Origin of the sequence: Kitasatospora sp. CM 4170 (genome assembly GCF_032110285.1) — a bacterium.
Classification (GTDB): domain Bacteria; phylum Actinomycetota; class Actinomycetes; order Streptomycetales; family Streptomycetaceae; genus Kitasatospora; species Kitasatospora aburaviensis.
This window is the reverse complement of the sequence record NZ_CP134877.1, coordinates 1,411,329-1,434,940: the sequence shown is the minus strand read 5'-3', so window position 1 is coordinate 1,434,940 and position 23,612 is coordinate 1,411,329. Positions and strand designations below refer to the sequence as shown.

Annotated in this window: 13 protein-coding genes and 1 pseudogene; 5 read left to right on the top strand and 9 right to left on the bottom strand. The window is 68.3% G+C overall.

All coding sequences use genetic code 11. The features are described from left to right. Positions 1-285: 285 nt before the first annotated feature. Positions 286-3,762 carry a hypothetical protein gene (locus tag RMN57_RS06015; RefSeq protein ID WP_313762326.1) on the top strand — a complete coding sequence of 1,159 codons (3,477 nt, stop codon included), beginning with the start codon at positions 286-288 and terminating at the stop codon, positions 3,760-3,762. Between the two features lie 402 nt (positions 3,763-4,164). Here RMN57_RS06015 and RMN57_RS06010 read toward each other — a convergent pair whose 3' ends face one another. The 6 genes from RMN57_RS06010 to RMN57_RS05985 all read right to left on the bottom strand — a co-directional run bounded on the left by RMN57_RS06010 (position 4,165) and on the right by RMN57_RS05985 (position 14,417). Beyond that, positions 4,165-8,505 (bottom strand): hypothetical protein, encoded by a 4,341-nt coding sequence (locus RMN57_RS06010; RefSeq protein WP_313762325.1) that lies wholly within the window; start codon positions 8,503-8,505, stop codon positions 4,165-4,167. Positions 8,506-8,938: 433 nt separating this feature from the next. Next, positions 8,939-11,104, bottom strand: a complete 2,166-nt coding sequence (locus tag RMN57_RS06005; protein ID WP_313762324.1) for a hypothetical protein — start codon at positions 11,102-11,104, stop codon at positions 8,939-8,941. A 254-nt stretch (positions 11,105-11,358) separates the two neighbouring features. Next, complete coding sequence (locus RMN57_RS06000; RefSeq protein ID WP_313762323.1) at positions 11,359-11,994, bottom strand: hypothetical protein; 636 nt, start codon at positions 11,992-11,994, stop codon at positions 11,359-11,361. A 338-nt stretch (positions 11,995-12,332) separates the two neighbouring features. Next, positions 12,333-12,638 carry a hypothetical protein gene (locus RMN57_RS05995; protein WP_313762322.1) on the bottom strand — a complete coding sequence of 102 codons (306 nt, stop codon included), beginning with the start codon at positions 12,636-12,638 and terminating at the stop codon, positions 12,333-12,335. A gap of 180 nt (positions 12,639-12,818) precedes the next feature. After that, positions 12,819-13,649 carry an SDR family NAD(P)-dependent oxidoreductase gene (locus RMN57_RS05990; RefSeq protein WP_396327986.1) on the bottom strand — a complete coding sequence of 277 codons (831 nt, stop codon included), beginning with the start codon at positions 13,647-13,649 and terminating at the stop codon, positions 12,819-12,821. A 48-nt stretch (positions 13,650-13,697) separates the two neighbouring features. After that, complete coding sequence (locus RMN57_RS05985) at positions 13,698-14,417, bottom strand: Tn3 family transposase (RefSeq protein WP_380235046.1); 720 nt, start codon at positions 14,415-14,417, stop codon at positions 13,698-13,700. 120 nt (positions 14,418-14,537) lie between these two features. Here RMN57_RS05985 and RMN57_RS05980 point away from each other — a divergent pair, with 120 nt between their 5' ends. Then, positions 14,538-15,281, top strand: a complete 744-nt coding sequence (locus RMN57_RS05980; RefSeq protein ID WP_313762321.1) for a hypothetical protein — start codon at positions 14,538-14,540, stop codon at positions 15,279-15,281. A 25-nt stretch (positions 15,282-15,306) separates the two neighbouring features. On the opposite strand, the gene RMN57_RS05975 is transcribed toward RMN57_RS05980, so the two are convergent. After that, entirely contained in the window at positions 15,307-15,492 is a 186-nt protein-coding gene (locus RMN57_RS05975) for a hypothetical protein (protein WP_313762320.1), read from the bottom strand. Positions 15,493-15,903: 411 nt separating this feature from the next. After that, a pseudogene (locus RMN57_RS05970) lies at positions 15,904-16,044 on the bottom strand (exodeoxyribonuclease III); the annotation flags it as partial. Between the two features lie 88 nt (positions 16,045-16,132). Between RMN57_RS05970 and RMN57_RS05965 the strand changes: the two are divergent. The 3 genes from RMN57_RS05965 to RMN57_RS05955 all read left to right on the top strand — a co-directional run bounded on the left by RMN57_RS05965 (position 16,133) and on the right by RMN57_RS05955 (position 22,289). Then, positions 16,133-17,683, top strand: coding sequence for a recombinase family protein (locus RMN57_RS05965; protein ID WP_313762319.1), 1,551 nt, complete (start codon positions 16,133-16,135; stop codon positions 17,681-17,683). Positions 17,684-18,051: 368 nt separating this feature from the next. Beyond that, positions 18,052-21,081: an ATP-binding protein gene (locus tag RMN57_RS05960; protein ID WP_313762318.1), complete on the top strand. Its 3,030-nt coding sequence runs from the start codon at positions 18,052-18,054 to the stop codon at positions 21,079-21,081. After that, a complete protein-coding gene (locus tag RMN57_RS05955; protein WP_313762317.1) occupies positions 21,078-22,289 on the top strand; it encodes a response regulator in 1,212 nt (403 codons plus the stop codon). The genes RMN57_RS05960 and RMN57_RS05955 overlap by 4 nt, the downstream gene beginning before the upstream one ends. A gap of 327 nt (positions 22,290-22,616) precedes the next feature. Here the strand turns inward: RMN57_RS05955 and RMN57_RS05950 are convergent, their stop codons facing one another. Further along, positions 22,617-23,612, bottom strand: coding sequence for an IS630 family transposase (locus RMN57_RS05950; protein WP_313767724.1), 996 nt, complete (start codon positions 23,610-23,612; stop codon positions 22,617-22,619).

Here is a 23,612-nt window from a genome sequence, read left to right as displayed (position 1 = left end):
ACGGGCGGTGGAAGGGGTGGGCGCGGGCGCGGGTACGGGCTTGGGGCGGTCGGCGGTGATCATCCACGGCGGAACTCCTCTGACAACGTACGGAGATGACTCGCCGGGCCCGGCGTGGGGTCAACAGTGCCGTCGATCGGGCGGATGTCCGGATGGTTCCGGGCGGAACGGGTGTGACCGCGTACTACGCTGCTGGTCAGCGAGCAGGCCAGGAGGGTGCAAGCCTGCCCGTTCCGGGCGGGAACGAGCTGGGCGGGCGGGGTTTTGGAAAGGGGGCCAGCTGTCGTGGGATCGCAGCGCCAGCAGTTGTACGACCGGTTGAGGGGGCTGCGCGAGCGGGCGGAATCGGCCCGACGCGCGGCTGGGGAACAGGGCACCCAGACCGATGCGCAGAGTTGCGTGCGGCGCTCGCGCAGGCCGGGCGCCGAGCGGTTCTCAGGCAAGCGGATCAGCGACTGGGCACCGAAGACGTCCGACGGCTTCAACGTTCCCCAGGCCGGCACGGACGATCAGGTGCTGGCGCTGGTCTCCGTGTGGTCACAGTGGGCTGGCGAGCCGTGGAACGAGCGCAACTGGCGCGACCACCTGGAACGCGCCCGTGACGAACAGGTACAGGAGCGGCGCGACCAGCTTCAGGGCCCGACCTCCACGCAGGATGATCCGTCGCCGGCGTTTCACGGTGCGACGGTGGAACAGCTCCAACCCTCCGCTCTGGAGGTCCACGGAGCCGCCGTCCCCGCCTCAGCAGTCGGGACGTACCCGTGGTTGACCCCCTACCTCCCTCGCGAGCACGACGCGGTACTGCGCCAGGTGATGGCCCTGGCACTCGACGGTGGCCCGTCGGTGCTGGTGATGCTGACCGGTGGTTCCTCCACGGGCAAGACGCGTGCTCTCTACGAGGCGCTCGGCGACCTCGCTTCCAATAGGCCGCTCCTGCGCCCGTCGACGGCGGCCGATCTGCTCGCGATCGCGGAGAGGAGGCTGATCACGGCCTGGGCGGTGCTGTGGCTCAACGAGACCCAGCGCTTCCTGGACGGCGGCGAGGGAGAGGCGGCTGCGGCCCGTCTGCGAGTACTCCTGGAACAGCAGCCCGGCATCGTGGCACTGGGAACGATGTGGCAGCAACCGCACTGGGAGAGGTTCGTTCGGCAGGGTCTGCCGGGAGACCCGCACGGCCAGGCTAGGGCACTCCTCAAGGGCGGATTCACCCGGCGGATCCAGGTCCCGGGCGAGTTGTCGAAGCGTGACCAGGAACGCTGGAGCGACCTTGCTCAGCGACACGGTGACCTGCGGATGACTCATGCCCTGAGGGCCGGGGCCGCCGATGGTCTCGTGGTCCAGCACCTCAGCGGCGGGCCGGAGCTGCTGGAGGCGTACCTGCAAGGTCCTGATGCCACCTTCAGTCACCAGGAGCACGCACTGGTCACCGCCGCGCTTGACGCTCGGCGCCTTGGCCACTACATGCCCCTTCCCGCCGGTCTGCTCAGGGACGCGGCCGATGGAGCCCTTACCGCCCGGCAGCGAAGCTCCGACCCGGACTGGGGACTCCGCGCCCTTCACACGTTGAGCACTGGTGAACGGGCAGACGGCAGCCGCATCGACGTGCGTGCCCCCCTCACCCCGCTCGTCGCCCTTCGCGCCCGGTCGGGAGGCGCCGCCCTCTTCTCGCCCGCCGACTACCTCGACCAGCACACCCGGGCCGCACGCGTCGAGCAACTCGGTACGCGATCGCTCTGGGCGGCCTTGGCCGCCCACACGACCCACCCCGACGACCTCGACCGCCTTTTCGAGGCCGCATGGCGACGCGGACTGTACAAGCAGGCCATCGCGCTGGGACGAAAGGCCGTTTTGGCCGGGCGATCGCGGGTGCCGGCCACCCTGGCCCGTCGTCTCGACGGCCCGCTTGATCCTGATCGACGTGGCGCTCTGTGGATCGCGATGCATGCGGACACCGAAGACGTGGGAGGCGTACGAGAGTTGCTGTTCGCGCTCCGGAGGACGGCTACGGAGGCCTTCGACCTGCTGGCCAGCCGGGTCGTCGGCCACACCGACACGGGGAACGCCAAGGCAGTACGGGAGCTCATGTCGCTGCTCCGGATGGTCGAGGCCTGGCCCGCCATGGATGAACTGGTCGAACGATGCGGAGCCGACGCTGGGCTCGTCAGCGACCCGGGGCTCCTCGGGAAACTTGTCGAGGAACTGAAGGACGCGGGCCGCGCGGCGACGGCAGAAAGGCTCGCAAACCTCGCCGCCGCACATGCCGACCTCACCGACCCGCGGGCCGCCGGTGATCTGCTGCGGTCCGCGAGGACCGTCGGCGCGGATAGGGCCGCCGCCGTCCTGACCGATCGCCTCGCCGCACACGCGCGCCTGGTCGACCCCGCGCTCCTCCCACACCTGCTGCGGGACCTCTGGAACGCTGGCGAAGAACGGGCCGCCAGGGAACTGCTGGCGCGCGATCCAGCCGGACATGTCGACATCACGGACACCCCCGCTCTGGTCGCCCTCCTGGACGTGCTCCACGCCACGGGGGCGGTCCAGCACCTCGCGGCACTGCTTGGCCGTGATCTGGCCACCTGCGCAGACCTAGACGATCCGGCTGCCGTGGAAGGCCTGTGGACGGTTCTCCGAAAGGTGGGGGCGGAGCCGGCCCTGGCCGTACTGGCCCGGCGCTCGGCCGACGAGGTCGACATCAACGACGTCGTCGCCGTCACCCGCCTCCTCTCCGAACTGTGCGAATCCTCCTCGAAGCCCGGGCTGGACGTCCTCCTGGCGCGCTCTCCCGCCGCGCACGTCGACCTCGCCGCAAGCGACGACCCCTACGAGGTCGACGACCTGCTGAGGACGTTGAAGCGAGCCGGGGCGATGGCGGACGTCGACACCCTGGCACGGCGGATGGTCGCTGACACCGACCTCGAAGACCCGGACGAGGTCAGCTGCGTCTCGGCGACGCTGCGCGAGGTCGGCGCAGACCGCGCCCACGACGCCTTGGTCGACAGAGTCGTCGGCGTCCTGCAGACGAACGGCCCCTTCTACCAGCTGTTGAACCTGAAGAACATCGGCTCGAAGCAGACCATCGACAGGGTCGCCCTCCACGTGGCCGCCCACGCGGACCTCTCCGACCCGGAGGCTGCCTACCTGCCCACCATGTTGTGGGACCTCGATGCCCAGGAAGCGTTGCACATCCTGCTGGCCCGAGGGCCGGCCAACCACGTCGAACTCGACGGGCCCGATGCCGTCGAGCGCGTCTGCGAGCTGATGAGAGTCCTCGATGCGCTCGGGCACACGGATGCGGCCCACGAACTCGCCAACCGGGCCTGCGAACGATTGGACCCGACAGAGGCCTTTCCCGTAGCCCAGGCCTTGAGCGTGATGCGTGAGATCGGCGCCGAGCCGGCCGCCCACGCACTGGCCCGCCGTGCCGCCCGGCAATCCGACTTGCGCTGGGCGTTCGGCACCGCGAGCCTGCTCGACGAAATGGACGAACTTGACGCGGACGAAGCCGTCCAGGACCTGCTTCGGCGTGACCCGGCACACCAGGCCGAGCTCAACACCAATCACCACCACGAAGAGTGGTCGACCGTGAAGTCACTGCACGAGACCCTGAGGTACTTGGGGACCGACGCTGCCGCGGACGCCCTCGAACGCCGGGCTTCGAACGCAGGCCTCGCACCCCCCGACAGTTGGCCGGTCTACGGCCGCGAGACCGACGGACTGCCTGCGGCTCCCTGGACGTGGGACGACATCGCCATCGAGGGGTAGCCTCCCATGACCCCGACGCCCCGCGCGGTGAGCGAAGGCCGAAGCGTACGAACCCGACCGAGGCGCATCTCCTGGCGACCGGCGTCTGCGGGATCAGGGTGAAGATGGCCGACGCGGTCGTGCTCGCCAAGCCCTACGGGACCGTTGATGTCGACTGCGCACTCGCCACCGCGGCGATGGTCGGGTGGCGAGTTACTGCCGATGGGAGCACCCGTACAAGCGGAGCGGCGGGCGCCACGTGCCGGGGCCCTTGTCGGCCTTGGCCTGTCCGAGACGCCAGAGAGTGTGAGCAGTCGGCTGTGGGCGAGGTCGTTGGAGACGGCACGTCGCTCGTCGGTGGTCCAGGCGTCGGCGCCTGACCTCCAACTCGCTGCCAACGGGACAGAGATCGATGTCGAGTGCTCATGGGCGGGTTACTGGTGGGGCCAGAGGCTGGGCCTTGTCGGCCTCGATGGCCGCGGTGAGGGCGAAGTTGAGTTTTGCGGCGGCGTGACACTCCGGAGGGATCTGGAGTTTGGTGGTGTCGAGGTCGGCGAAGCCAATGGCCAGGCCGGAACCTTGTCCGTCTTCGTCGGCGACCAGAGCGCACACCTCGAGCACGGTCTGGACGGCGATGAGGTGGGCCTGCTCGCCGGGGGTTAGCTGTTCGGGGTGGTCCTGGAGGGCGAGAACGGCCGCCTGGTCATGGGCCACCGCCTCGGCGACGCGGTCCGGAGCCTGGGGTCGGTCTGGGTTCGTGGCCCAGTCTGGCGGGCGGTGGGCCCGGCGCACCAGATCGTAGGAATATGCGCGCAGGGCCTTCGCGGGTTCCTCCAACGCTTCCTGCGTAGCCCGGCCACGCAGCGGCAAGCTCAGAGCGTCCAGCAGTCGCGGAAGAGCATCGGGGAGCAGGGGCAGCGCTGGCCCGAACTGGGAGGTGCGGATGCCGACCGGAAGGGCTTCGCCGTCCTCGACGGGAACGAGGGCGACCCGGCAGCGTAGGCCGGCCTCCCGGCGCCGCTCGTCCGTCCACCCACGAAGTGCCTCGCAGGCGACCAACCACTGCTCAAACGGGACGGCGATCGCGACCTGACGGTCCAGCCATGCAGCGGGCGGTGCCGTTTCGTCAGCGAAGCCCGTTGCTGCCGGGAACACACCGGCATCGCGCAGCACCCGGGTCGCGGCCTGCAGCGCGCGGTCCAACACGTTCCGGAGGGCTGCGTCGACTGCGGCATCGAGCTTCGCGTGATCGGAGGCGCCCCGACCAAGCGCGGCGGAGACTGGTGGTTCATCGACGGCGGACAGTAGTCGCGCGGCACGCCTGACCACGGTGACCAGTTCCGCGGGCAGCGTGTCCCCGATACCGGAGTACACCGGCGCACCCCGTGTGATAGCGCTCTCCAGGTCTGCGACCGTGTCGGACAGCCTGGCGCCGGCGCCGCGCAACCCCTGGAGGTTGCCGGGCGAGTGAGCGACCTGATTGAGGCAGGACGCCAGTTTCACCAAAGCCTTCTTGGCCAAGTCCTGACGCGCCGTGTCGAGCACTGCATGGTCCTCACCAGCGGCGGTGTAGGCGAGGGACTCGGCCTCGGCAGGGGAGAGCGGAGTGGTCAGTTCGCTGGGCTGTGGGGGCAGGGCGGTAGCAGCCTCGTGCGCCCGCTGCACTTGGGTCATCCACATCTGTCGGGCCGGCACGGTGTCGCGTGACCGCAGTCGGGAAGGGAGTTTGTCGAACAGATTCAGTAGGTCCCGGCTCAGCTCAGCCTGGGCCCGGCAGCGCCGGGTCCAGCTCCCGGTGCCTTCGGCCTCCACCGCCATGGCGTGCAGGGCGACGTTCGGGGCAACTTGGGGTCCGCGCCGCAGCACGCCAGCAAGGATGTTCTTGACCCCATCGGTCATCTGCTCGAACATCATGGGCCGCCCGTTGGCGTGCCAGAGTTCCGCGTGGATGACGTCGATCTCCGGGCAGGCATCGAATACCCGCCGCATCAGCAGCACGATCTGGGAGTTCTCCGACCGTGGATCAGCCCCTGGCTCGGGCATGTACGCCGACTCTGCTGAGGGTTCGTCGCCCATGAGAGCGTACGAGATCACCCGTGCCGTGCAGGCCTGGTCAGGGGAGTACGTCCAGGCTCGCGCCAGGCTGCTCCCGCCCCTGGCACGCAACTGCCGGACCGACGTGAGGGACACCTCGACGCTATGACCCAGGTAGTTGCTCGCAACGGCGTCGGCCGCCCGAGCCTCCACGTCACCGAAAACTTCCGCGACTGCGGGCCCCCGTAGGTCGGCCAGTACGGCCAGCGAGGCGGTGAACCGCGCGCGTAGGTCCGCCGCGACACCGGGATCACTCCCAGGTGGATCGGGGAGGGCGGGAATCCGGTCCCAGTACGCCGCGCCAGCCTGGTCGCGGCTGAGGCAGATCAGCGTCTCGGCTGCCTCCGCCAGCCGGACCGCGTCCTTGATCGGGGCACCACACAGCAGCCTCATCAGACCGTCCGCCCCGAGGGCCCGCCCAGCGGCCGGCGCGGCCTGTGGCTTACGCGCGGGTAGCAGCGGAACGAGCACATCCAGGATGTTCGGTCCCGGCAGGTTGCTGATGTCCATCCCGTCCGTGGCAAGCCAGGCCAACCACAACAGTTCCACCCTGTCGACCTGCGCAGGACGGACCGCGTCGGCGACGGGCAAGCACGCGTAGACGTGCGCGAGGGTGTCGATCCCGTCGGCGACCTCCAACAGCGCGGCCGCCCGTGCCGCTGCTCCGTCGACCGGTCCCGGCCCGGCGAGGCCGCGCAACTGCTCGCCGATGCATTCCGTCAGCGGTCGCAGCGCGTAATGGAGCTGCGTCAGCCGCTCCTCGGCATTCAACGGGTTCACGACCGGGCCACACGACTTCGTCACGCGCATCGCCGCACGCCGAAGCGCCAGCGGACGGGCTGCCGGTCCGAGCGCCATCACGGCCGCAGCGAACGTCGCTCCGAGCGCGGGATGTCCCCGCTCGTGCAGCAACTCCAGCAGCACCTCGGCCCGCAGATCATGCAGCCCCCGCAGACCACCGACTCCGATGTGGGTGATCAGGTGTTCACCCAGCAAGCGGCGCAGGGCACTCTCTACTTCACCGGCAGACCGTCCCAAAGCGGTCGGGACGGTGTCGGAGAGCGTCTCGAAACCCAGGGCATGTGTGGCGCAGACCAGGCGTAGCAGCTCCCGGTCGACTTGGCGCTGCTCCTCGTCCAACCGGTCCACCTGCTCGGCCAGGACCTCTCGCAGCCGACGCCCAGTGGTCACCAACGCCAGGAACTCCATCAGGAGTCCGTCCGCTCGTACGACGGCCTCCTCACGCGCCATCTCCACCGACACCCCGGAGGCGCACACCGCTTGATGCACCTCTGCGGCCGCACTCGGCATCAAACGCGCGTCCACGATCACGGCCCCGCGCGACAGGGAAGCCGTGAGGTCCTCCCGCCGGGCCGCCGCCATGATCTTCACCCCCGGAAGCCCTAGCAATCTGTCGCGGGCCTCGGCCCACGCACCGGTCCTGGCGCGGCCTAGGTCGTCGATGCAGACCACTACCCGGTTCTGCTCCGTGGGTTGGGCACGCTGGACATGCCGGAACAACAACTCCGCGTCCGACGATGTCTCCACCCGCAAGACACGCAGCAACTGCGGTCCGGCCTCGATCAGGCGTGCACATCGCCACAGCAGGGCCGACTTTCCACTGCCGCTGGGACCGGCGATGACCACGTGCCCGCGGCTTCCCAGAGCGTCCAGGACCGCTTGAGACTCCTCGGGCCGCACAACGTCCAGCCCTGCTGCGATGTGGCTGGGGAGCACGCTGACACCCTCGTAGAACCCGCGGGCGTCCTGCGGCGATGGGGCCAGGAAGTCCACGGGTTCGCAGACCCCGGCCTTGACGGCCTCCTCGAGGGCGTCGACGCTCACCTCTCGGGCCAGCCGGGCGGCCATGGCATCGAGGTCGGCGATGGTGCGGACGCCGACGGTGGCCCGGGTAGCCTGGCGCTGCAGGGCCGCGACCTGCTCCAGGTCGTCTTGCAATTCCCGCCGTAGCCTCACGGCCAACGCCGGATGCAAGCCGAGGCCGGCCAGCAGATGCGTGACGGCGGCCTGCCCCGGAGCATCCTGATGGACAAGGTGCGTGCGCGCCACCACCATCGGCGCCAGCCCCTCGTCCAGGCCAGCTCCCTTCAACTGAGCCTTCAAGGCCGTCAGCAACGTCTGTCGGACCGCGGCACCGGTCGGCAGCGCAGAAAGGGCGGCATCCAGGGTCTGCGTCCACCCGGTGAGCGGAAGGGAACTGCCGAAGGAGCCGTTCGTGACCACTGCCAGACGAGTGCTCGGCCCCGTCGCGCCGGGACCGGCCTTCGCCGCCTCATCGCTGAGTTTGACGCCCAACGCAGCGTGGGCCAGGATCCCCGCGAGCTCTGCCGCCGCGATCTTCGCGGCACCCGGCCCCCTTTCCTTGCTCTGCACCAGCAGCTTGGAACCATCGACAAGTTGACAGTCGATGTCCTCCAGGCTCTCCGGGATCACCGCCGTCACCGGCAGCCCGGGAACCGTACCCGTCCGGCCGGCCGCCAGCAGCATGGCCGACAAGGCCACCTGGTAGGTGACACCAGCCACGTTCGCCGCCCCCGAACGCAGTTGAGCGAACAGCTCGTCAAGATCGGTGGCGAGTGGCTTCGGCTGTTTGCGCTTCGCCTGCCCCGCACCCTTGCCCGATACCCTTGCCTTGCCGGAAGACCCCAACGCTCAACCCTTCTCTCGTCGTAGCTACCAGGCGCTTTGCAAGGCCCACGTCCGACCCAGGTCCGACCGCATGGCCGCAGCGGTAACGAGATGGATCGCTTTCCCACGGCCCATGCCGGTACGGTCGGTCGCCAGGCGGACAAGATGATCCGCGACTCGACGGATCGCGGCGACCCAGTGCCCCGGATTGTTCAGCTCCATACTCGCCGAGCCCACGATCCTCCCGTCCACGACGGCCGCGCCTCCTCTAACCCCTGCCCCTCGGGAAACGCGTACGTCCGCCCCTCGGCCGTGATCACGGAGTGGAACGAATAGATGCCCGGCCAGTCCTCATCAGAAGCAACACGAATTTCCGTCCGCCCCACCTATCGGCCTACCCCTCACCCCCCCCCGTCAATTTCACCCCCACCCCACCCGTCCCGACGGGGCCCGGCTACTCGACGTCCTCGTACTCCTCGTCGTCGTCCTCGTGCTCCTCGTCATCTCGACGATCCACGGCCGGGGCGTTCACGAGGATGTCGCCACCCAACTTGCGCACCTCGTCGATGATGCGGTTCTGCTCCTCGGCCGATCCGAACGGGTGCGAGGTGGTGGCCCGTGCCTCAGGAGCTTCCGCGAGGGCCATCAGCCGCTTCACGGCCTGCCGCGCGTCGTTCACGGCATGGCGCAGGGCTCGCCGCTCGGCCGCCAACTGGGCGTGGATGGACTGATCGGCGCTGGCCTTCTCCTTCTCCGAGTTCTGCTCGTCCTCGACCTCGCGAGCCTTCCCCGGGTCGGAGAGCACCACGATGCTCCACTGGCTGAGTGCTTCGGGGGCCACACCCCCCGCGTCCTTGCGGATCTTGTCCTCAGTCGTGAGGTCGACCGCCGGGACGGAGTACATCGTGGCCGTGTTGCGTCCGAGGAGCTGCGTGTCGGTGAAGGCGTTGAGGCACTCCCGCTCCGGGTCGAAGGCCTTGGCGGCGAAGGCCAGGGTCCACAACCCCTCCTCGGACTCCGTGAGCCCGGCGATGATCTGGTCCGCGTTGGCGCGGAACGGAACCGTCCGACCCACCGCCGACCCGACGTTGCGCGTGATGAGCTTGTCCGTGATGAGCGCGACCCCTCCGGCCACCGCGAGGGTCTGCCGCGCACTCTCGTTGCCGTTCAACGCGGGTTGGACGAGTTCGGCGAAGTCCGCCGTGGGAACCGGCTGCCAGTTCCCCATGACGCCCTTGGTGAGCACGCCGCCGTTCGCCCAGGCGTTCCGCGCTTGTTGGAGCGATCCCGCCTTGTACCCGCGCCAGGGCAGGTCGATGACCGGCCCGAGGAGTTCCGCGTACCCGGCCGTCCTCATCTTGCTGGTGCCCTTGATGTCCTTGGCGAACCGCTTGACCTGCTCGAAGATCTCGGGCCGGGTGAGGAAGTTCACCAGGTAGACGGCCCGCCAGAGTGCTGTGCCCGGAATGCGGTTGTTCTGGAACACGGCGGGTAGTTCCGTCGGCTTCCGGCGACCGATCGCGAGCCCGATGATCTCCTCCAGGAGATTGTGCTGCGGCAGCCCGGGAAGGCGGATGCGGCTGATCGCCCGGGTACCGACCTCGACGTTCTGCGCTGCCGCGTCCCAATGCCGGAACTCGACGTGGATCGAGGCGAGGATGGAGCGGATCGCGTCGTCGAAGACCTCCTCCGGGGAGAGCCCGGCCGAGCTGTGCCGGTGGACGCCGACCGTGACCTGGGCCGGCAGGACAAGGGTCTGGCCAAGGCGCACCGCGCGGTCCGTCGGCTGCGCCTCGTTCACTCCGCGCTGGAATTCGGCGAGGAAGCCGACGAGTGCCTCCTGCCGGCCGAGCGCCATGCGCTGGCTGAGGGCCTTCTCGCTGGCACCGCGTCGCTGGGGCTTCTCGGCGGTCAGCACCTTGAGAGCCGTCGCGGCGATGTCGTCGGCGTACGGTGCTTCCCCTTCGGTGAGCAGTGCCCAGGCACTGGTCAGACGCGTGATGCCGTCGCGCACGGCGAGGACGTCGATGTGTTCGCTGCCGTCGGCGAACTCGAGCCGGCACGGGTGCGCGATGACGGCACGGGTGATCCGCCGGGCCAGGATCGACCGGTCGTAGGGATTCGGATTGGCGTGTCGAGTCTGCTCGATGGTCTGCGTCAGGTGGTCCCGCAGATGATCGCGGTCGCGGTAGCGGTAGACGACACGGGCATACGGCCGTCCGCCCTCGTCCACATCGCCGTGGACCTCCGGATCGTTCACGGGCAGTGCTCCCTGGCTGGTCCGCGGCTGGTGCCCCGGGAACAGTTCGGTCAGCCATACCCTGGTGTGGAGCGAGCGGAGCGTCGCCCCCTCCACGTGTTCCTCGATCAACGCGGGCGCCTGCCCCTTGGAGGATCGCAGTTGGGCTGCCGCCGCGTCGGGGGAGACGACGGCACGAGCCACGACGTGCCACCCGTCCTCGTCCAGTGAAGCGCTCTCGGCCGCCAAACCCGCCCGCACCAGTGCGGAACGATCACCCGCGGTGGCGGGAGTCGGCAGGGTCCGCTCGAATCCCGAGACCGTGAACTCCTCCCCCGCGAAGCGGAACGAGATGCTCTCGGGGTCGCTCGCCGGTGTCACGACACTGGATCCGTGGTCGCCGTCTTCCTCGTCGATGACCTGGGATTCGCTGACGTCAGACATGTTCTTCCTTTCAAGAGACTGTCAAAGTTGACTGATTTCCATCGATTGCTCCACTGGCTGGCCACTGCCTCGGCAGTTAGACTGGGGAACGCAGTCAGGGCTCGCGCCCCGTGCGCGTGCCAGGTCTGCTTTCACGGACCCCGGCCGGCGGCCGGGGTCTCGTCATACCGCCGCCCTGTCCGATCCCTCGGTCAACTCCGTTCCGGAGCCGGGGCCTTCGGCAGGTACCGGCCGAACCAGCCCCACATCATCCGCTTCGCCTCCTGCCTGGCGATCGACTGGCACGCGGCGTGTGCCACCAGGTCCGCCATCTGGAGCCACTCCGAGGTGTCGGCCGGAGCCTGCGCGGCCGGCAATGGGATCCACCGGGGGTTCACCAGCCGGTGGACCTCTTCGTAGAGCCCCTCGGTCCCGTCCCCGTCGACGATCAGCCCAGCAGGTTCACCGATCTCGGCCAGCCGCCGGTCCAGGCGACGGAGCAGTCCCTCGTAAGCCCGCCGCTTCGCCGTCCCCCAGTGCGAGGGCTCTTCGGCGTAGACCGTCACGATGTCGAGTGAGGGCCAGGAGCCGATCACGGAGAGGGCCTCCTGGGCCATGCGGTACCGCTCGATCTTGCGGGGATTCAACCCGCCCGGACGGCCACGCCCTCCGAGGAAGTCGGTCGCGTGCAGCTCGAAACCGACTGGCACGCTGTGCTCGTGGTTCCACCGGCGGCGCATGTTCTGCCAGTCGGCTAAGACTTCAGGGGCCAGTACGGGGGAAGCCCCGATCGCGGTGTAGAGCGCGAGGCCGGTCTTGGGGATCCCGGAATCGTCGACGTACCACAAACGGTCGACCGACTGATGGGCGTTGATGGTGGTTCCCGGCCTTTCGCTCGAATCCGAACATGATCAGGACGATCTGCGGCTGCACCGCTTCGAACTGATCGACCAACCGGGCTGAGACACGGTCGGACACACGGATTCGGGCGATACGTGCTGCGTCTCCCCACCACCAGGCTCCCCGGGCCCTGTCTCGACGGCCTGCTGAGACTCAACGAGTCTGTGAGGTCCGCCAGTCAGAGTTTCCGGGTAGCGTTCGGCCGTCTGCCGAATGCCGGTCACTAGGTCGTGGAGGGCTCGTACACGCCCAGGCTAGATCCACTGCCTCCACGCGGTCAATTCAACTATTTATAGGAAGACTTGAGCCACATGGTCCACTTGGCCACGTGAACGACCGTGGCCTGTTCGCCCCGGAGCGAGGACGCGGCGGCGAACTCCAGGTCGGTCGCGCTGGCCGTGCGGCGCGCGGGGAGGAGTACCCCGCCGATCGGTTGGCGCGGGGCCGGCGAGCCTGAGTAGGCGTCGAAGGTGCTGCCGCCGACGATCGCGGTGACGGTCTCCGCGTAACCCGGGTCTTGTTCCTGCGCGGCTCCGCAGAACTCCAGGGGGCGGACGAGGCCGGCCGTCGCCGCGGTGCTGGCGGGGCACATCCGCAAGGCGTACCGGGATCCCGAGGCGCCGCGGCATACGGACCGGGTGCGTGGGCCGCGAGCGGGCCGATCGCAACCACCTCCGGTGGCTGAGCAAGGACGAGCCCGACGACGCACGGAACGCCGCTGACCGGGACGACCGGTGACCAGCGGCGTTTCGCGCGTCGGGGGAGCGGAGTACTATGCGAACTGGCCGTGCGCGTAGTCCCACAGCCTGTCCGCAGCGACCGGGTCGATCGACCGCCGCGCGACGCCCGACATGGTGAACTCGGCTCCTCCATGCATGACTTCGGACTCTCGGTTGTCTTCGAAGCGGCGGCCCGTGACACCCTTCACCAGTGGTGAGGCGGCCAGCAGGACGCTGGTGGCCGCCCCCTGCGCGGGAGTCTTGTAGTAGTCGGGAGTCAGCAGGTTCCCCTCCTCGTCCATGGCGCCGACCGCCTGCATGGTGGCCCGGCTGAGGTGGCGCGTCAGGTTGGTGTGGATCCAGCCGGGCTCAAAGGAGTTGGCGACGATGCCGTCCCGCGCCCAGCGGCGGCTGATCCCGACGGCGAGCAGGACGTCGGCCGTCTTCGACTGCGCGTAGGCGGCCATGGGGTCGTACGGGCGGCGCTCGAACTGCGGGTCGTCGAAGTCGAAGCCGTACAGGCGCTGCGCCCCGGAACTGACGACTACGACGCGCGGCTCCTCGGCGGCCCGGAGGGCGTCGTGCAGTCCGTGGACCAGCGCGAAGTGGCCGAGGTAGTTGATCGCCAGCTGCATCTCCCAACCCTGCGCGCTGACCTGCCGCTCCGGCGGCGCCATCACGCCCGCGTTGGCGACGACTGCGGCGACGGGGCCGCTCCAGCCGTCGCAGAAGGCCCGGACGGATCGCAGGTCGGCGAGGTCAAGCGCGGCGGCCTCGGCGGTGGGGAACCCCCTGAGGATGGGCTCGGCGGCGGCCGGGTTCCTGGTTGCGACGACGACCTGGGCGCCGGCCCCCGCAAGGGCGCGTACGGTCTCGGTCCCGATCCCCGAGGCCCCCGCCAGTCACGATCATGCGCTTGCCGTCAGGTCGACCTAGGACAGGATCTCGGCCGTCGTGGCCCGGTCGTCGAAGGGGTGGTGATGAGCGTCATGGTAAGGAGACGTGTCCTCTCGGTGCTGACTGGTCGTCGGGATGCGGGACTTCGTGCCGGAGACCACGTTCAGGCCCTCCTCGATGTCGCGTTGCAGGGCGCGGTCGCGTAGGTAGCGGGCGACGAAGATGGTCTTCTGGGCGCGGCCGATCTCCAGCATCGCCTGGTAGGCGGGGTGGGAGGCGGCGCGGGTGAAGCGGGAGAGGATCGCCTCGGTGGAGGCGGTGCCGGTGCGGATCGCGGTGGCGTACTTGATGACCTGGTCCCACTTGGCGGCGATCACCTCCCAGCGGATCGGGCGGGTCATCGCCGCCGCGAGGTTCGGGTAGGCGCCCGGCTCGCCCGCGGCCGGGCGGTAGAGCTTGACCCGGTTGATCTGCTCGATGCTCGGCAGCAGGTCGACGTTCAGCAACCTGGTTACCCCGAACCCGATCTCCGACTGGCCATGCGAATCGACGTAGTTGCCTTCCACGCTCATCGTGGTGTCATGGCGGATCGCGCCCTCGACCATCGCGGCGACCTCCGGGGCAGAGGCCCGCAACGTCTGGGAGTGCACCACCACGGAGCCGCGCTCGACGTGCCAATACACCAGCACACCCCGGCCGGAAGCGCGCGGGTTCCGAGATTCTTGGGCTGCCAACGGCCTGAACTCGCGCGCCATTCACGATAGATATAGCACCAGCGGATCGGTTGAGATGTGCAACGGCCCCAAGGTTGCGCTGGCAGCATCGTTGCCGGCGGGCTGAGGGCCGCGCATGCGGTAAGGGAGATCAAGGACACGATGGCGTCGACCAAGGCCACCAGCAAGATCACGAAGTTGGACCTGGCTCCGCTCGGCAGCCAGCCGAGGGCTTGCCCGGAGGAGGTCTCAGGCTCCTGGAGGTATCTCAAGGGAGCCCACGAGAGTGTCTCCGGGTTGTTCGACACCCTCCATGTGATCCGGCTGAAGTCCGCCGAGGAGACCGACCCGCGAGGGCGGCTGTCACACGATCAAACGGACCAGCTCAGGGCCGCGATCGTATTCACCTCGGCTGGCCTGGATGCTTGCCTCCGGCGGCTACTCAAGGACGCGCTGCCGACCCTGGTCAACGGGAACAGTGCAGCTGAGGGCAAGTTCAAGCAGTTCATCAACGAGCAACTCAACGAGAAGGCCAGCAAGGCTTTCAGGGCCGCAGTCATAGACCCCGACCCCAGGACGAAGCTGATCGACATCTATGTAGAGGCTCTGACGGGCTCCAGCCTCCAAGGGCACAGGGACCTGCAGAAGGTGCGGAACGCCCTCGGCATCCCAGAGTCGGACATCAGCGACAGTGCTCTGGAGGGGCTGAGCCCCTTCTTCGCCGCGCGCAACGAGATCGCCCATGAACTTGACCTTGTTGATCCGACCGGCCGAGGCAGTTCCAGCCGCCGCGGCCGCACGATGACAGCAGTCCGTGATCAGTGCGACGAGGTTCTTCAGCAGGTCAAAGCCTTCGTGGTCAACGCGGCCAAGCAGGTGAAGGCGGCGGGCAAGGCCACGCCCTGACGGCTCTTGGCACTCTCGGTGATGGCTATCTGGGTAGCTTCGACGTGCGTTCGGGGTGGGCGGTGGCGATGTACTTCATTGCGGTCTCGGCGGCGATGCCGAACACGCGCATGAGGTGGACGGGGTCGGCGGTGTGGCGGGCCTCGTCGAGGATGCGGTCCTGGCGGAGCTTGGACGGGCTCAGGCCGAGGGGCCGGAAGATGCCGTTCATCACCATGGTGGAGACGGGCGGGAGCCTGTCGTCGGCTGCGGTCTGCTGGCTGACCAGGAAGTAGCAGTTGGCGGTGAGCGGCTAGCGCCGGTGGCGCTCGCGGAGCCACTCGCCGGCGAGGGTGTGGCTGAGTTCATCGAGGTAGACGGTGCGCCGCAGGTCCCGGTGGACAGCCGAACTGTTCATAAGCTGGGGCGACACCCGTTGGAGAACCAGGGGCGTCCGGCGTCGCGGCGGACGCGGCCCCGGGCCTCGGCGCGTGCTGTGCCCGGCCCCGCAGACCGAAGGTCGGCGGGGCCGGGGGAGTGCGGGTGGCAATCGCGTTGGTCGGCTCGCCCGTGATCCGGACGGGACTCCGGCGATGCTGTCCGAAGCCGATCCAAGCTCTGACCAACTGCGCTGGCCAGTAGGTCAGTTGTCTCCGAAGTCGAACTCGGCGGTGACCGGCGCGTGGTCGGACCAGCGTTCGGCGTGGGTGGCAGCCCGTTCGACGTAGGCGCCGACGGCCTTTTCGGCCAGGGTTTTTGTAGAAACAATTAGGTCTACTCTCCAGCGGAACGACGCCTTTTGTAAAAGGTCCACCTGTTCGAGTGTGGGTTGTTCGAGGGTGTCTGCTGGCCTGGGCGGTAGGGGGCCTGCTATGGGCAGCATGACAGCTTTGGCGCCGGTTCGGGCGGTGGTTGGTTCGCGTGTCTCGGACACGCACGGGGACGAGGGCAAGGTGTCGCACCTGGTCCAGGCCGAGTCGGCCGCGCGGCACGCGCTGTCGAAGGAGTGGGAGATCGTCGGGTCGTTCGAGGACCTGGACGTGTCGGCGGAGGTCACGCCGTGGAATCGTCCGGACCTGGGGCCGTGGCTGACCGAGCGGCAGGGCGAGTGGGACGCGTTGGTGTGGGCGAAGGTCGACCGGGCGTTCCGGTCGGCGAAGGACTGCGCGGATGTGGCGCACTGGGCGGAGGAGAACCACAAGGTCCTGGTCTTCACTGATGACGGGATCACGCTGGACTACCGGGAGGGTCGGGAGTCGTCGTTCGGGAACGAGCTGGCGAAGGTGTTCCTGATGCTGGCGTCGATCTTCGCGGAGATGGAGCTCAAGCGGATCAAGGCGCGGGTGACGGCTGCGCACCGGCATCTGCGGAAGACGGACCGGTGGGCCGGGGGTCAGCCGCCGTACGGGTACCGGATCGTGGACCGGCCGGGCGGTGGCCGGACGCTGGAGCCGGACCCGGTGACGTCGGAGGCGGTGCGGTACATGGGCAGGCTTCTGCTGGAGGGGCAGAGCCAGTGGATGATCGCCACCGCTTTGGAGGCGGCCGGCTTCGACACCCCGGCGACCCACGCCTACAAGAACCAGGGCGAGTCGTACTCGAGCAAGCGGAAGACGCCGCCGTCGAACCACTGGAACCCCAGCAGTGTGGGGAAGATCCTGCGTTCGCCGGCGACGGTGGGCCTGAAGCTGACCGGTCGCTCGGTGAAGGCGCGCACGATCGCCCGTGATGCGAAGGGCCTTCCGATCCGGATGGCCGAGCCGCTGTTCACGGAGGGGGAGTGGGCGGCGGTCCAGGCGGCGATGGACGAGCGCTCGGTGACGAAGGAACGCTCGAACGGCGCCTCGCCCTGGCTGGGCGTGCCGCACTGCGACCGCTGCGGGGACCGGTTCTACCGGCAGTTGAACTTCGCGAAGAACGGGAAGGTGTACGAGTACTACCGGTGCGCGAAGACGGCTGGCAAGCCCGCGTGCAAGGGCCAGTCGATCAAGGGCGAGCGAGTCACCGCAGCGATTGCCGCGCTGGTGGAGCGCCTGGCCGGCCTGGCGATGACGGTCCGCAGGTTCATCCCCGGCGAGGACCACACCGAGCAGCTCAACCACGTCACCCAGGCCATGCGCGACCTGCGGGAGGAGAAGCGCCGAGGCCTGTTCGACTACCCCGGCGGCGACGACGAGTACTCCGAAGCCCTCGAGACCCTGGTCGACGAACGCCGCCGCCTCGCCGCCCTCCCGCAACGCCCCTCCGCCTGGGTCGAAGTCGAGACCGGCCAGACCTTCGCCGACGCCTGGACCCAGGCCGACCAAGAGCATCGCCGCCAGCTCCTCCTGGGTCTCAAAGCCAGGCTGTACATGGCGCCGGCCGTCGAGGGTTGGTACCTACCCGCCGAACTCGAGGCGAGAGTGCGACAACAATGCGCATGACGCGGGACGTCGATCGAGTTGCCGGCCGCTCGCTGCTCCGACACCGCGCTCGAGACCACAGCCCTCACCGACTGCGGAACAACAACCTTCACGTCTCGACGACAGACCGGACTGGATGGACAGGGTCCACGCGGTCATGGACCGAACGATAGTGGAGCGCAAGGCGGGAACGTAGCCTCGGCACATCGGGCATTGGCTCCGGCGGATCCTGATCCCGTCGGCTGGCCCGTGACGTGAGTCTGCCGACGACAGCCGCGGGTGCAGGTCACGGGACGGATCTCGGTGATCACCCAACGCGTCATCCATGCCGCGGCTAGGGTCCTTGAGTCAAGGAGTCTTACGACAGTTGATCAGGTGTGGGGGGATAGATGGCCGCAGGCACGCCTGCAAGTGTTCGCACGGGGTCGCTGGGCGTGCTGGAGCAGGCCGTACTGGACGCCGGGTATGACTTCACCCCGGTCCTTAACCACCTTCACGACCTCGGGTTGCGCGATCCGTCCTGGACGGTGAAGCGCTCTCTGGCGGTCGGGCTCGCCCACTCCTCCTTTCTCTACGAACACACGGATCTGCTTCCCGGTGTGACGAGAGGTCTGCTGGATACGCTCCACGGTCTCGGGATGACCTACGTCTGGCGGCGTGCCGCGATCCGCGGATATCAGCAGCTGCCGTCCCCGTTGACAGCGGGCGCGCTGAGCAAGCACGCCAGCAATGTTTCCCTGCAGGTCCCCGGCTGGGCTGTCCAGCAGTCCTGGCTGCTGCGCTCCTGCCGGCTGAGTGCGGGACTGGTGGGTAAGCCCGTACCACCAGGAGTGGCGGCCACCGTGCTCCGCCAGCTAGTCGGGGTGCTCTGCGTGCTAGACCGGCAGGACGTGGCCGATAGGCTCCTCGAGAGCCTGGTAGTGGACGCGACCCAATCTGACGCGGTCACCGATCCCAGGACAAAGCTTCAAGTTCTTCTCGGCAAGGGCGCGCCCACCTACGAGTTCGACCGTGAAGGTCCGGACCATGATGCCGTGTTCACGGCGGTCGCCACTGACACCCTTGGCCGGCAGGGATTCGGAAAGGGCAGCAGCAAGAAGTCAGCCTCCCGCAACGCTGGGCTGGACTTCATCAGCCGCCACCTGCCTCATGCTCTGCAGGTCGCTGCCCACCCCGGATCCCGACGAGAGACGCCAGGAGAGATACCCGGCCATGCAGTACACGCCTCTGCCGTACGGCGAGTTCAGGACCTGTTCGCGCTGCCCCCCGGCTCCCGCCCCTTGCTCGGACAAGCGCTAGTCCACGCCTCCTGGGAGTACGAACAGCGCTCGGTCCTCATGCCGCTGCACCAACAGGACAACCAGGCACTCGGATTCATCGGATCGCAGGTCCTCAACTTCGAATATGTTCTCGCGCAAGCCCGCAGCTCGGTCCACTCACCGCCCGATGCCTTCTTCAGCACGTCGGTGCCCAACACCGTCTATGACTCTGCCCTCCGCCTGGCCGGCCTTGCACCGGCGCTCCTACTCGGGGTCGGTCAAGCAGCCAAAGGCATTCCGGTCGAAGTCGGCTCCAACGCCTTCCAAGCTGTGATCGGCGCGGTTTTCGTCGCCAGGAACTTCCCGCCCTCCCTTGCTGAGGAGTGGCCGCTGGAGTGGAGGACGCTCTGGCCAACGCTCATCCCCGAAGCCTCAATCGACACCACAACGGCACTCGGCAAGCTTGCCAGCGGCATGCAACTGCAGATCCACTACACCGTGCGCGAGTACGGACCGGACCACGGAAAGCAGCACCGTGCCACCGCCGTACTGACCAGCTCCCTACTCCAGGCCGCTGTTAGCGCCCGAGAGGGTGAGGCCATCTCCGGGAAAAAGGTCGCACGACAGGCTGCGGCTCAGGTCGTGTTGGATATCCTGGACGCCCTGGCTGGCCGCCAGCCCGCGAAGATGCTCGCTACTGCGCCCGAAGGCGACCAGTCGGTGGCCCGCTTCATCCTCGCTCACCAAGCCGCCGCTTTGACACGGAGCACGATCCCTCTGCCCCGCTGGATCAGCGGGCAGCTGTTCGGCCTCCACTGGGCAGCCTCGTCCGAAGCCCTCCTCGAGTGGGCCACCGAAGCAGACCAGCTCATGACGCGCGCAATGAGCTTCGAGGACGGAATCAGCTCGTTCCAGAGGGCCTTCCGAGCCGCCCGCGACGCCGAGCGAGCTGATGACCAGGCCCGCAGCATCGACCTCGAGCTCTCCAACCTCTTGAGCCGCATCCAGCGCCTGGACGACCCCGAAGCCCTGACCGGCGATGACCTCCAACGACTAGTCCAGCTATGCGACATCTACCGCTGCATGGGCACCGACGATCCCGACACCGCCCTCGCGGACCTCATCGACGACTGGACACTGCTGCACCGCGGACGCCTCAACATCACCGGCAGCCCGGACAAGCCCGACGCCGAACTCACAGGCCGCGAGCGGGCCGTTCTCGACGCCCTCGCCAGCACCCTCCTCAAGACCGCCGGCACGGCCTCCGTCGAGATACTCAGCAGCCAGCCGCTGCGTCTGCGGTTCAACACCGACCTCGACGCCACCCAACGGCAAGCCGTCGACCAGACATGCAAGCTCTGGGCTGGCGTAACCCGGACTGTGACCATCACACTCGTGCATCAGGGCATAGAGGCAACCATCGCTGGCACCCACGCCCCATCGGCCCGCGGCCCCATCATCCGAGCCGCCCTCACTGCGCTGCGACCCGGCACCGAGCCATACCTCGCCTCCGTTGCCGACCTCCTCCACGACCTGAAGAACCAGGTCACCGCCGCGCGAACGGCGGCCTCGACGCCGGCCACCAGCCGAACGGCCAGACTCGAGCACCAGCTGACCGCCAGCCGGCACCTCGACCAGGCACAGGCCCTGGCCATCCGTCTGAAAGCCTCCACGTCCACGCTCAGCTACGACGGCGAACAGGCCACCGAGCTCGGGCCGTTCTTGCGCACGTACGCCGCCACCGTCCTCACCCGACTACCCGGAACGATCTCCCTGTCCATACCGGACGCCCGCCGCGCCGTCCACATCGCGATCGGAGAACGAACGCTCCGCGCCATCTTGGACAATCTCGTCGGCAATGCCATCGAAGCCATGCCTCACGGAGGCGCGATCACCCTTGAATGGACCGCCGACGACTACGAGGCCGTCGTCGAGATCGCCGACACCGGCCCCGGCGTACCCCCCGACATCCTCAACGCCCTCACCTCCGGCGAACGGATCCGCAGCACCAAACCCGGCGGAAACGGACTCGGCCTGCTCGGAGCACGCTCACTCCTGACCCGCGCCGGCGGACACCTGGCCGCGCCACCCACCGCGTCCGGCACCACCTGGCTCCTTACCCTTCCCGTCGCACCAGCGCCGTCCCCGGAGACATCGTGACGCAACCCCTCGCCGACGTCCGTATCCTCGTAGCAGACGACCAAGAAGACGTCGCCAGAACTCTGTGCAGTCCACTCCGCCGGGCCAAAGCACGCCTGCATTTCGTCACGGACGGCCAAGCAGCGCTCCAGGCCCTCGCCAGCAACTCCTTTGACCTCGTCCTCCTCGATATGAAGATGCCCCCGGACGAATGGGGCGGTGTCTGGCTCCTGCAGCAGCTCCAGGCCAGCGGCTCCCGAACTCCAACCCTCGTCCTCTCCGGTGAAGGAGCAAAGCAGCAGGTCATCCAGGCCATGCGCCTAGGAGCCACCGACTGGATCGACAAAGCCGACACAGATAAGGAACTCCTCGACCGAACCATCACCATCCTCGCCCAACACCATCAGCAGGCTCTGTCCGCTGGCAGCGAGCAACTCCCCACCCCCGTCGCTTCCCGCCTTGCCCGCTACCTCCGGACAACCGACCCCGACAAGCAGCTGACCGAAGGACTCCACACCCTCGAGGCAGTACTCCGCCTCGCCGCATTGATCGGATTGGCCAGCACACCACCGTTCGCCCTACCTGGGATCACCCTCGACCGCCTCGCCGCCCCGAGCATGGGAACGTGGCTGACCCTGTGCACCGCACTCGCCAACAGCCCCGCCCCGAGCGGCAGCTTCCAGCGTCTCTTCGCCTGCCTCGCACCAGACTCCCAAGGCCGGCAGGCCATCCAGGAATTCGTCACCATCCGGAACCAACTCGCCCACGGCAGCACGACCGCACGCCGAGCAGACCTGGACCGCCTCGACACGCTGCTGCGCCGCTTCGCGCACCGGGCCGTCTCGTCCGGCGTCGGCGAGATCGCCGTCGCCACGGCCATGACCTATGACGGGGAGAGTTACGCCGTCGACGTCCTGACCTTCCGCGGAACCGGGAAGCCCAGTCCAAATACGGTGTCCGCCAAGAATCCGCCGGTCAACGGCTCCGTCCTGCTTCTCCACAAGGACGCCGAACCGATCTCTTTGACTCCGCTGATGGTCTCCACCGTCGCCGAATCATCGGGATCCATGCACATTCTCCAATTTGATGGGCTCCAGCGATCCAAGAGCGCTCCGAGCCCCAGCGCGGCCCTGAAGTTCGCTCGAGCACACGTCGGCGAGGAGGGTAGTGTCGGAACCTTCCCCACGCCCACGTGGCCGGCACTGGCTGCATGGACCGGTCGGACCTGACCGGCTCGGCGGACTGTCTATCGGGCATGGGTCTGTCGAGCAGCAAGCTGTGTCGCTGAGGCAACGCCTGCCTGGGCGCCCAGTCGAGCACTCACTGATGTAGTGCCACGTGCCCACTCGCCGTCGCCGGGCGCGCCCCGGCCAGCGGTGGCGCCGGGGGCGCATCTGCCGTTCGTCGTGCCGGGCGCCCACGATGCAGCAGATGACCAGCTCGTAGTGGGTAACCGCGTAGGCAGGGTCAGCGGGCTCGGTGACCCTGCTGAGGAGCGACGGTGAGGACGGCCAGACCCTTGCCGACACCCCCGCCTCGCCTATTGACCCGAAACGCTAATGTTCCGGCGCGTCGAGGATGTACCGGACGTGCGGGGCGCGGAAGTAGCCCCGCACGATGTGGGGTTGCTTCTGGCGGCGGCGGAAGAAGCGGCGTACCTCGCCAGCAAGCTCTCCGGCGTTTCGGGCTCGGCAGGCTGGCAGTCGCGTCCGCTTGAGGTCGGCGTTGACGAGGTCGTCCGGGTTGGTCTCCGGCGCGTAGGCGGGCAGCAGGTGCAGGACGATCCGGCTCTCGTGCTCGGCCAGCCACTCGCGGACCCCCTTGCTGCGGTGGACGGAGTGCCGGTCGACGACCAGGTGGATCTTCCGGTCGAACTGCCCAACCAGTCGCCGGAGGAAGTCGAGGAACACCTTGGTGGTGAACGATCCGCGGTAGACCGTGAACCACATCTTCCCGCGGGTGCTGATGGCCGACATCGCGTTCACCGAGAACCGGTTGCCGGTCCGCCTGATGGTCGGTGTGCCGCCTCGGACAGCCCAGGTGCGTCCCGAGACCTGGTCCGAGCGGACACCGACCTGGTCGGCGAAGAGGATCTCGGCGCCCTCTTCGGCGGCTCGCGCGCGGATAGCCGGCCAGGTCTCCTCACGCCACACGCGCACTGATTCCGGATCCTGCTCGATCGCCCGCTTGTCCGGGCGTTGGAAGGACAGGCCCCACCGTTTCAGGTACTTGCCCACGCCCTGCTCGGTCAGCCGCACCCGGTAGAGCATGGCGATCAGGTCACCGACTGCAGCACGCGTCCACAACTGACCGCCCAGGCCCAGGTCTTCGGGCTGGTGGTCGAGCACCGCCTGCCGGACGCCCTGCTGTTCGTCCGGGTCCAGGACCTGCTGCTCGCCCGGCCGTCGTCCGCGTCGGCCGGAGACCAGAGCCTCACGACCGCCGGCCTGCCACGCCGCCCACCAGTCGGCGACCGACTCCGCACTCACGCCCAGGAGTTCGGCCACATCGCGCCGGTCCCGTCCCACCTGAATCGCCGCCACGGCCCGCAT

Excerpts from the sequence above, each read along its gene's own strand:
- RMN57_RS05995 (WP_313762322.1), bottom strand. The coding sequence starts at position 12,638 with ATGTGCCCCGCCAGCACCGCGGCGACGGCCGGCCTCGTCCGCCCCCTG.
- RMN57_RS05985 (WP_380235046.1), bottom strand. The coding sequence starts at position 14,417 with ATGGCGCGCGAGTTCAGGCCGTTGGCAGCCCAAGAATCTCGGAACCCG.
- RMN57_RS05980 (WP_313762321.1), top strand. The coding sequence starts at position 14,538 with ATGGCGTCGACCAAGGCCACCAGCAAGATCACGAAGTTGGACCTGGCT.
- RMN57_RS05975 (WP_313762320.1), bottom strand. The coding sequence starts at position 15,492 with ATGAACGGCATCTTCCGGCCCCTCGGCCTGAGCCCGTCCAAGCTCCGC.
- RMN57_RS05965 (WP_313762319.1), top strand. The coding sequence starts at position 16,133 with ATGGGCAGCATGACAGCTTTGGCGCCGGTTCGGGCGGTGGTTGGTTCG.
- RMN57_RS05960 (WP_313762318.1), top strand. The coding sequence starts at position 18,052 with ATGGCCGCAGGCACGCCTGCAAGTGTTCGCACGGGGTCGCTGGGCGTG.
- RMN57_RS05950 (WP_313767724.1), bottom strand. The coding sequence starts at position 23,612 with ATGCGGGCCGTGGCGGCGATTCAGGTGGGACGGGACCGGCGCGATGTG.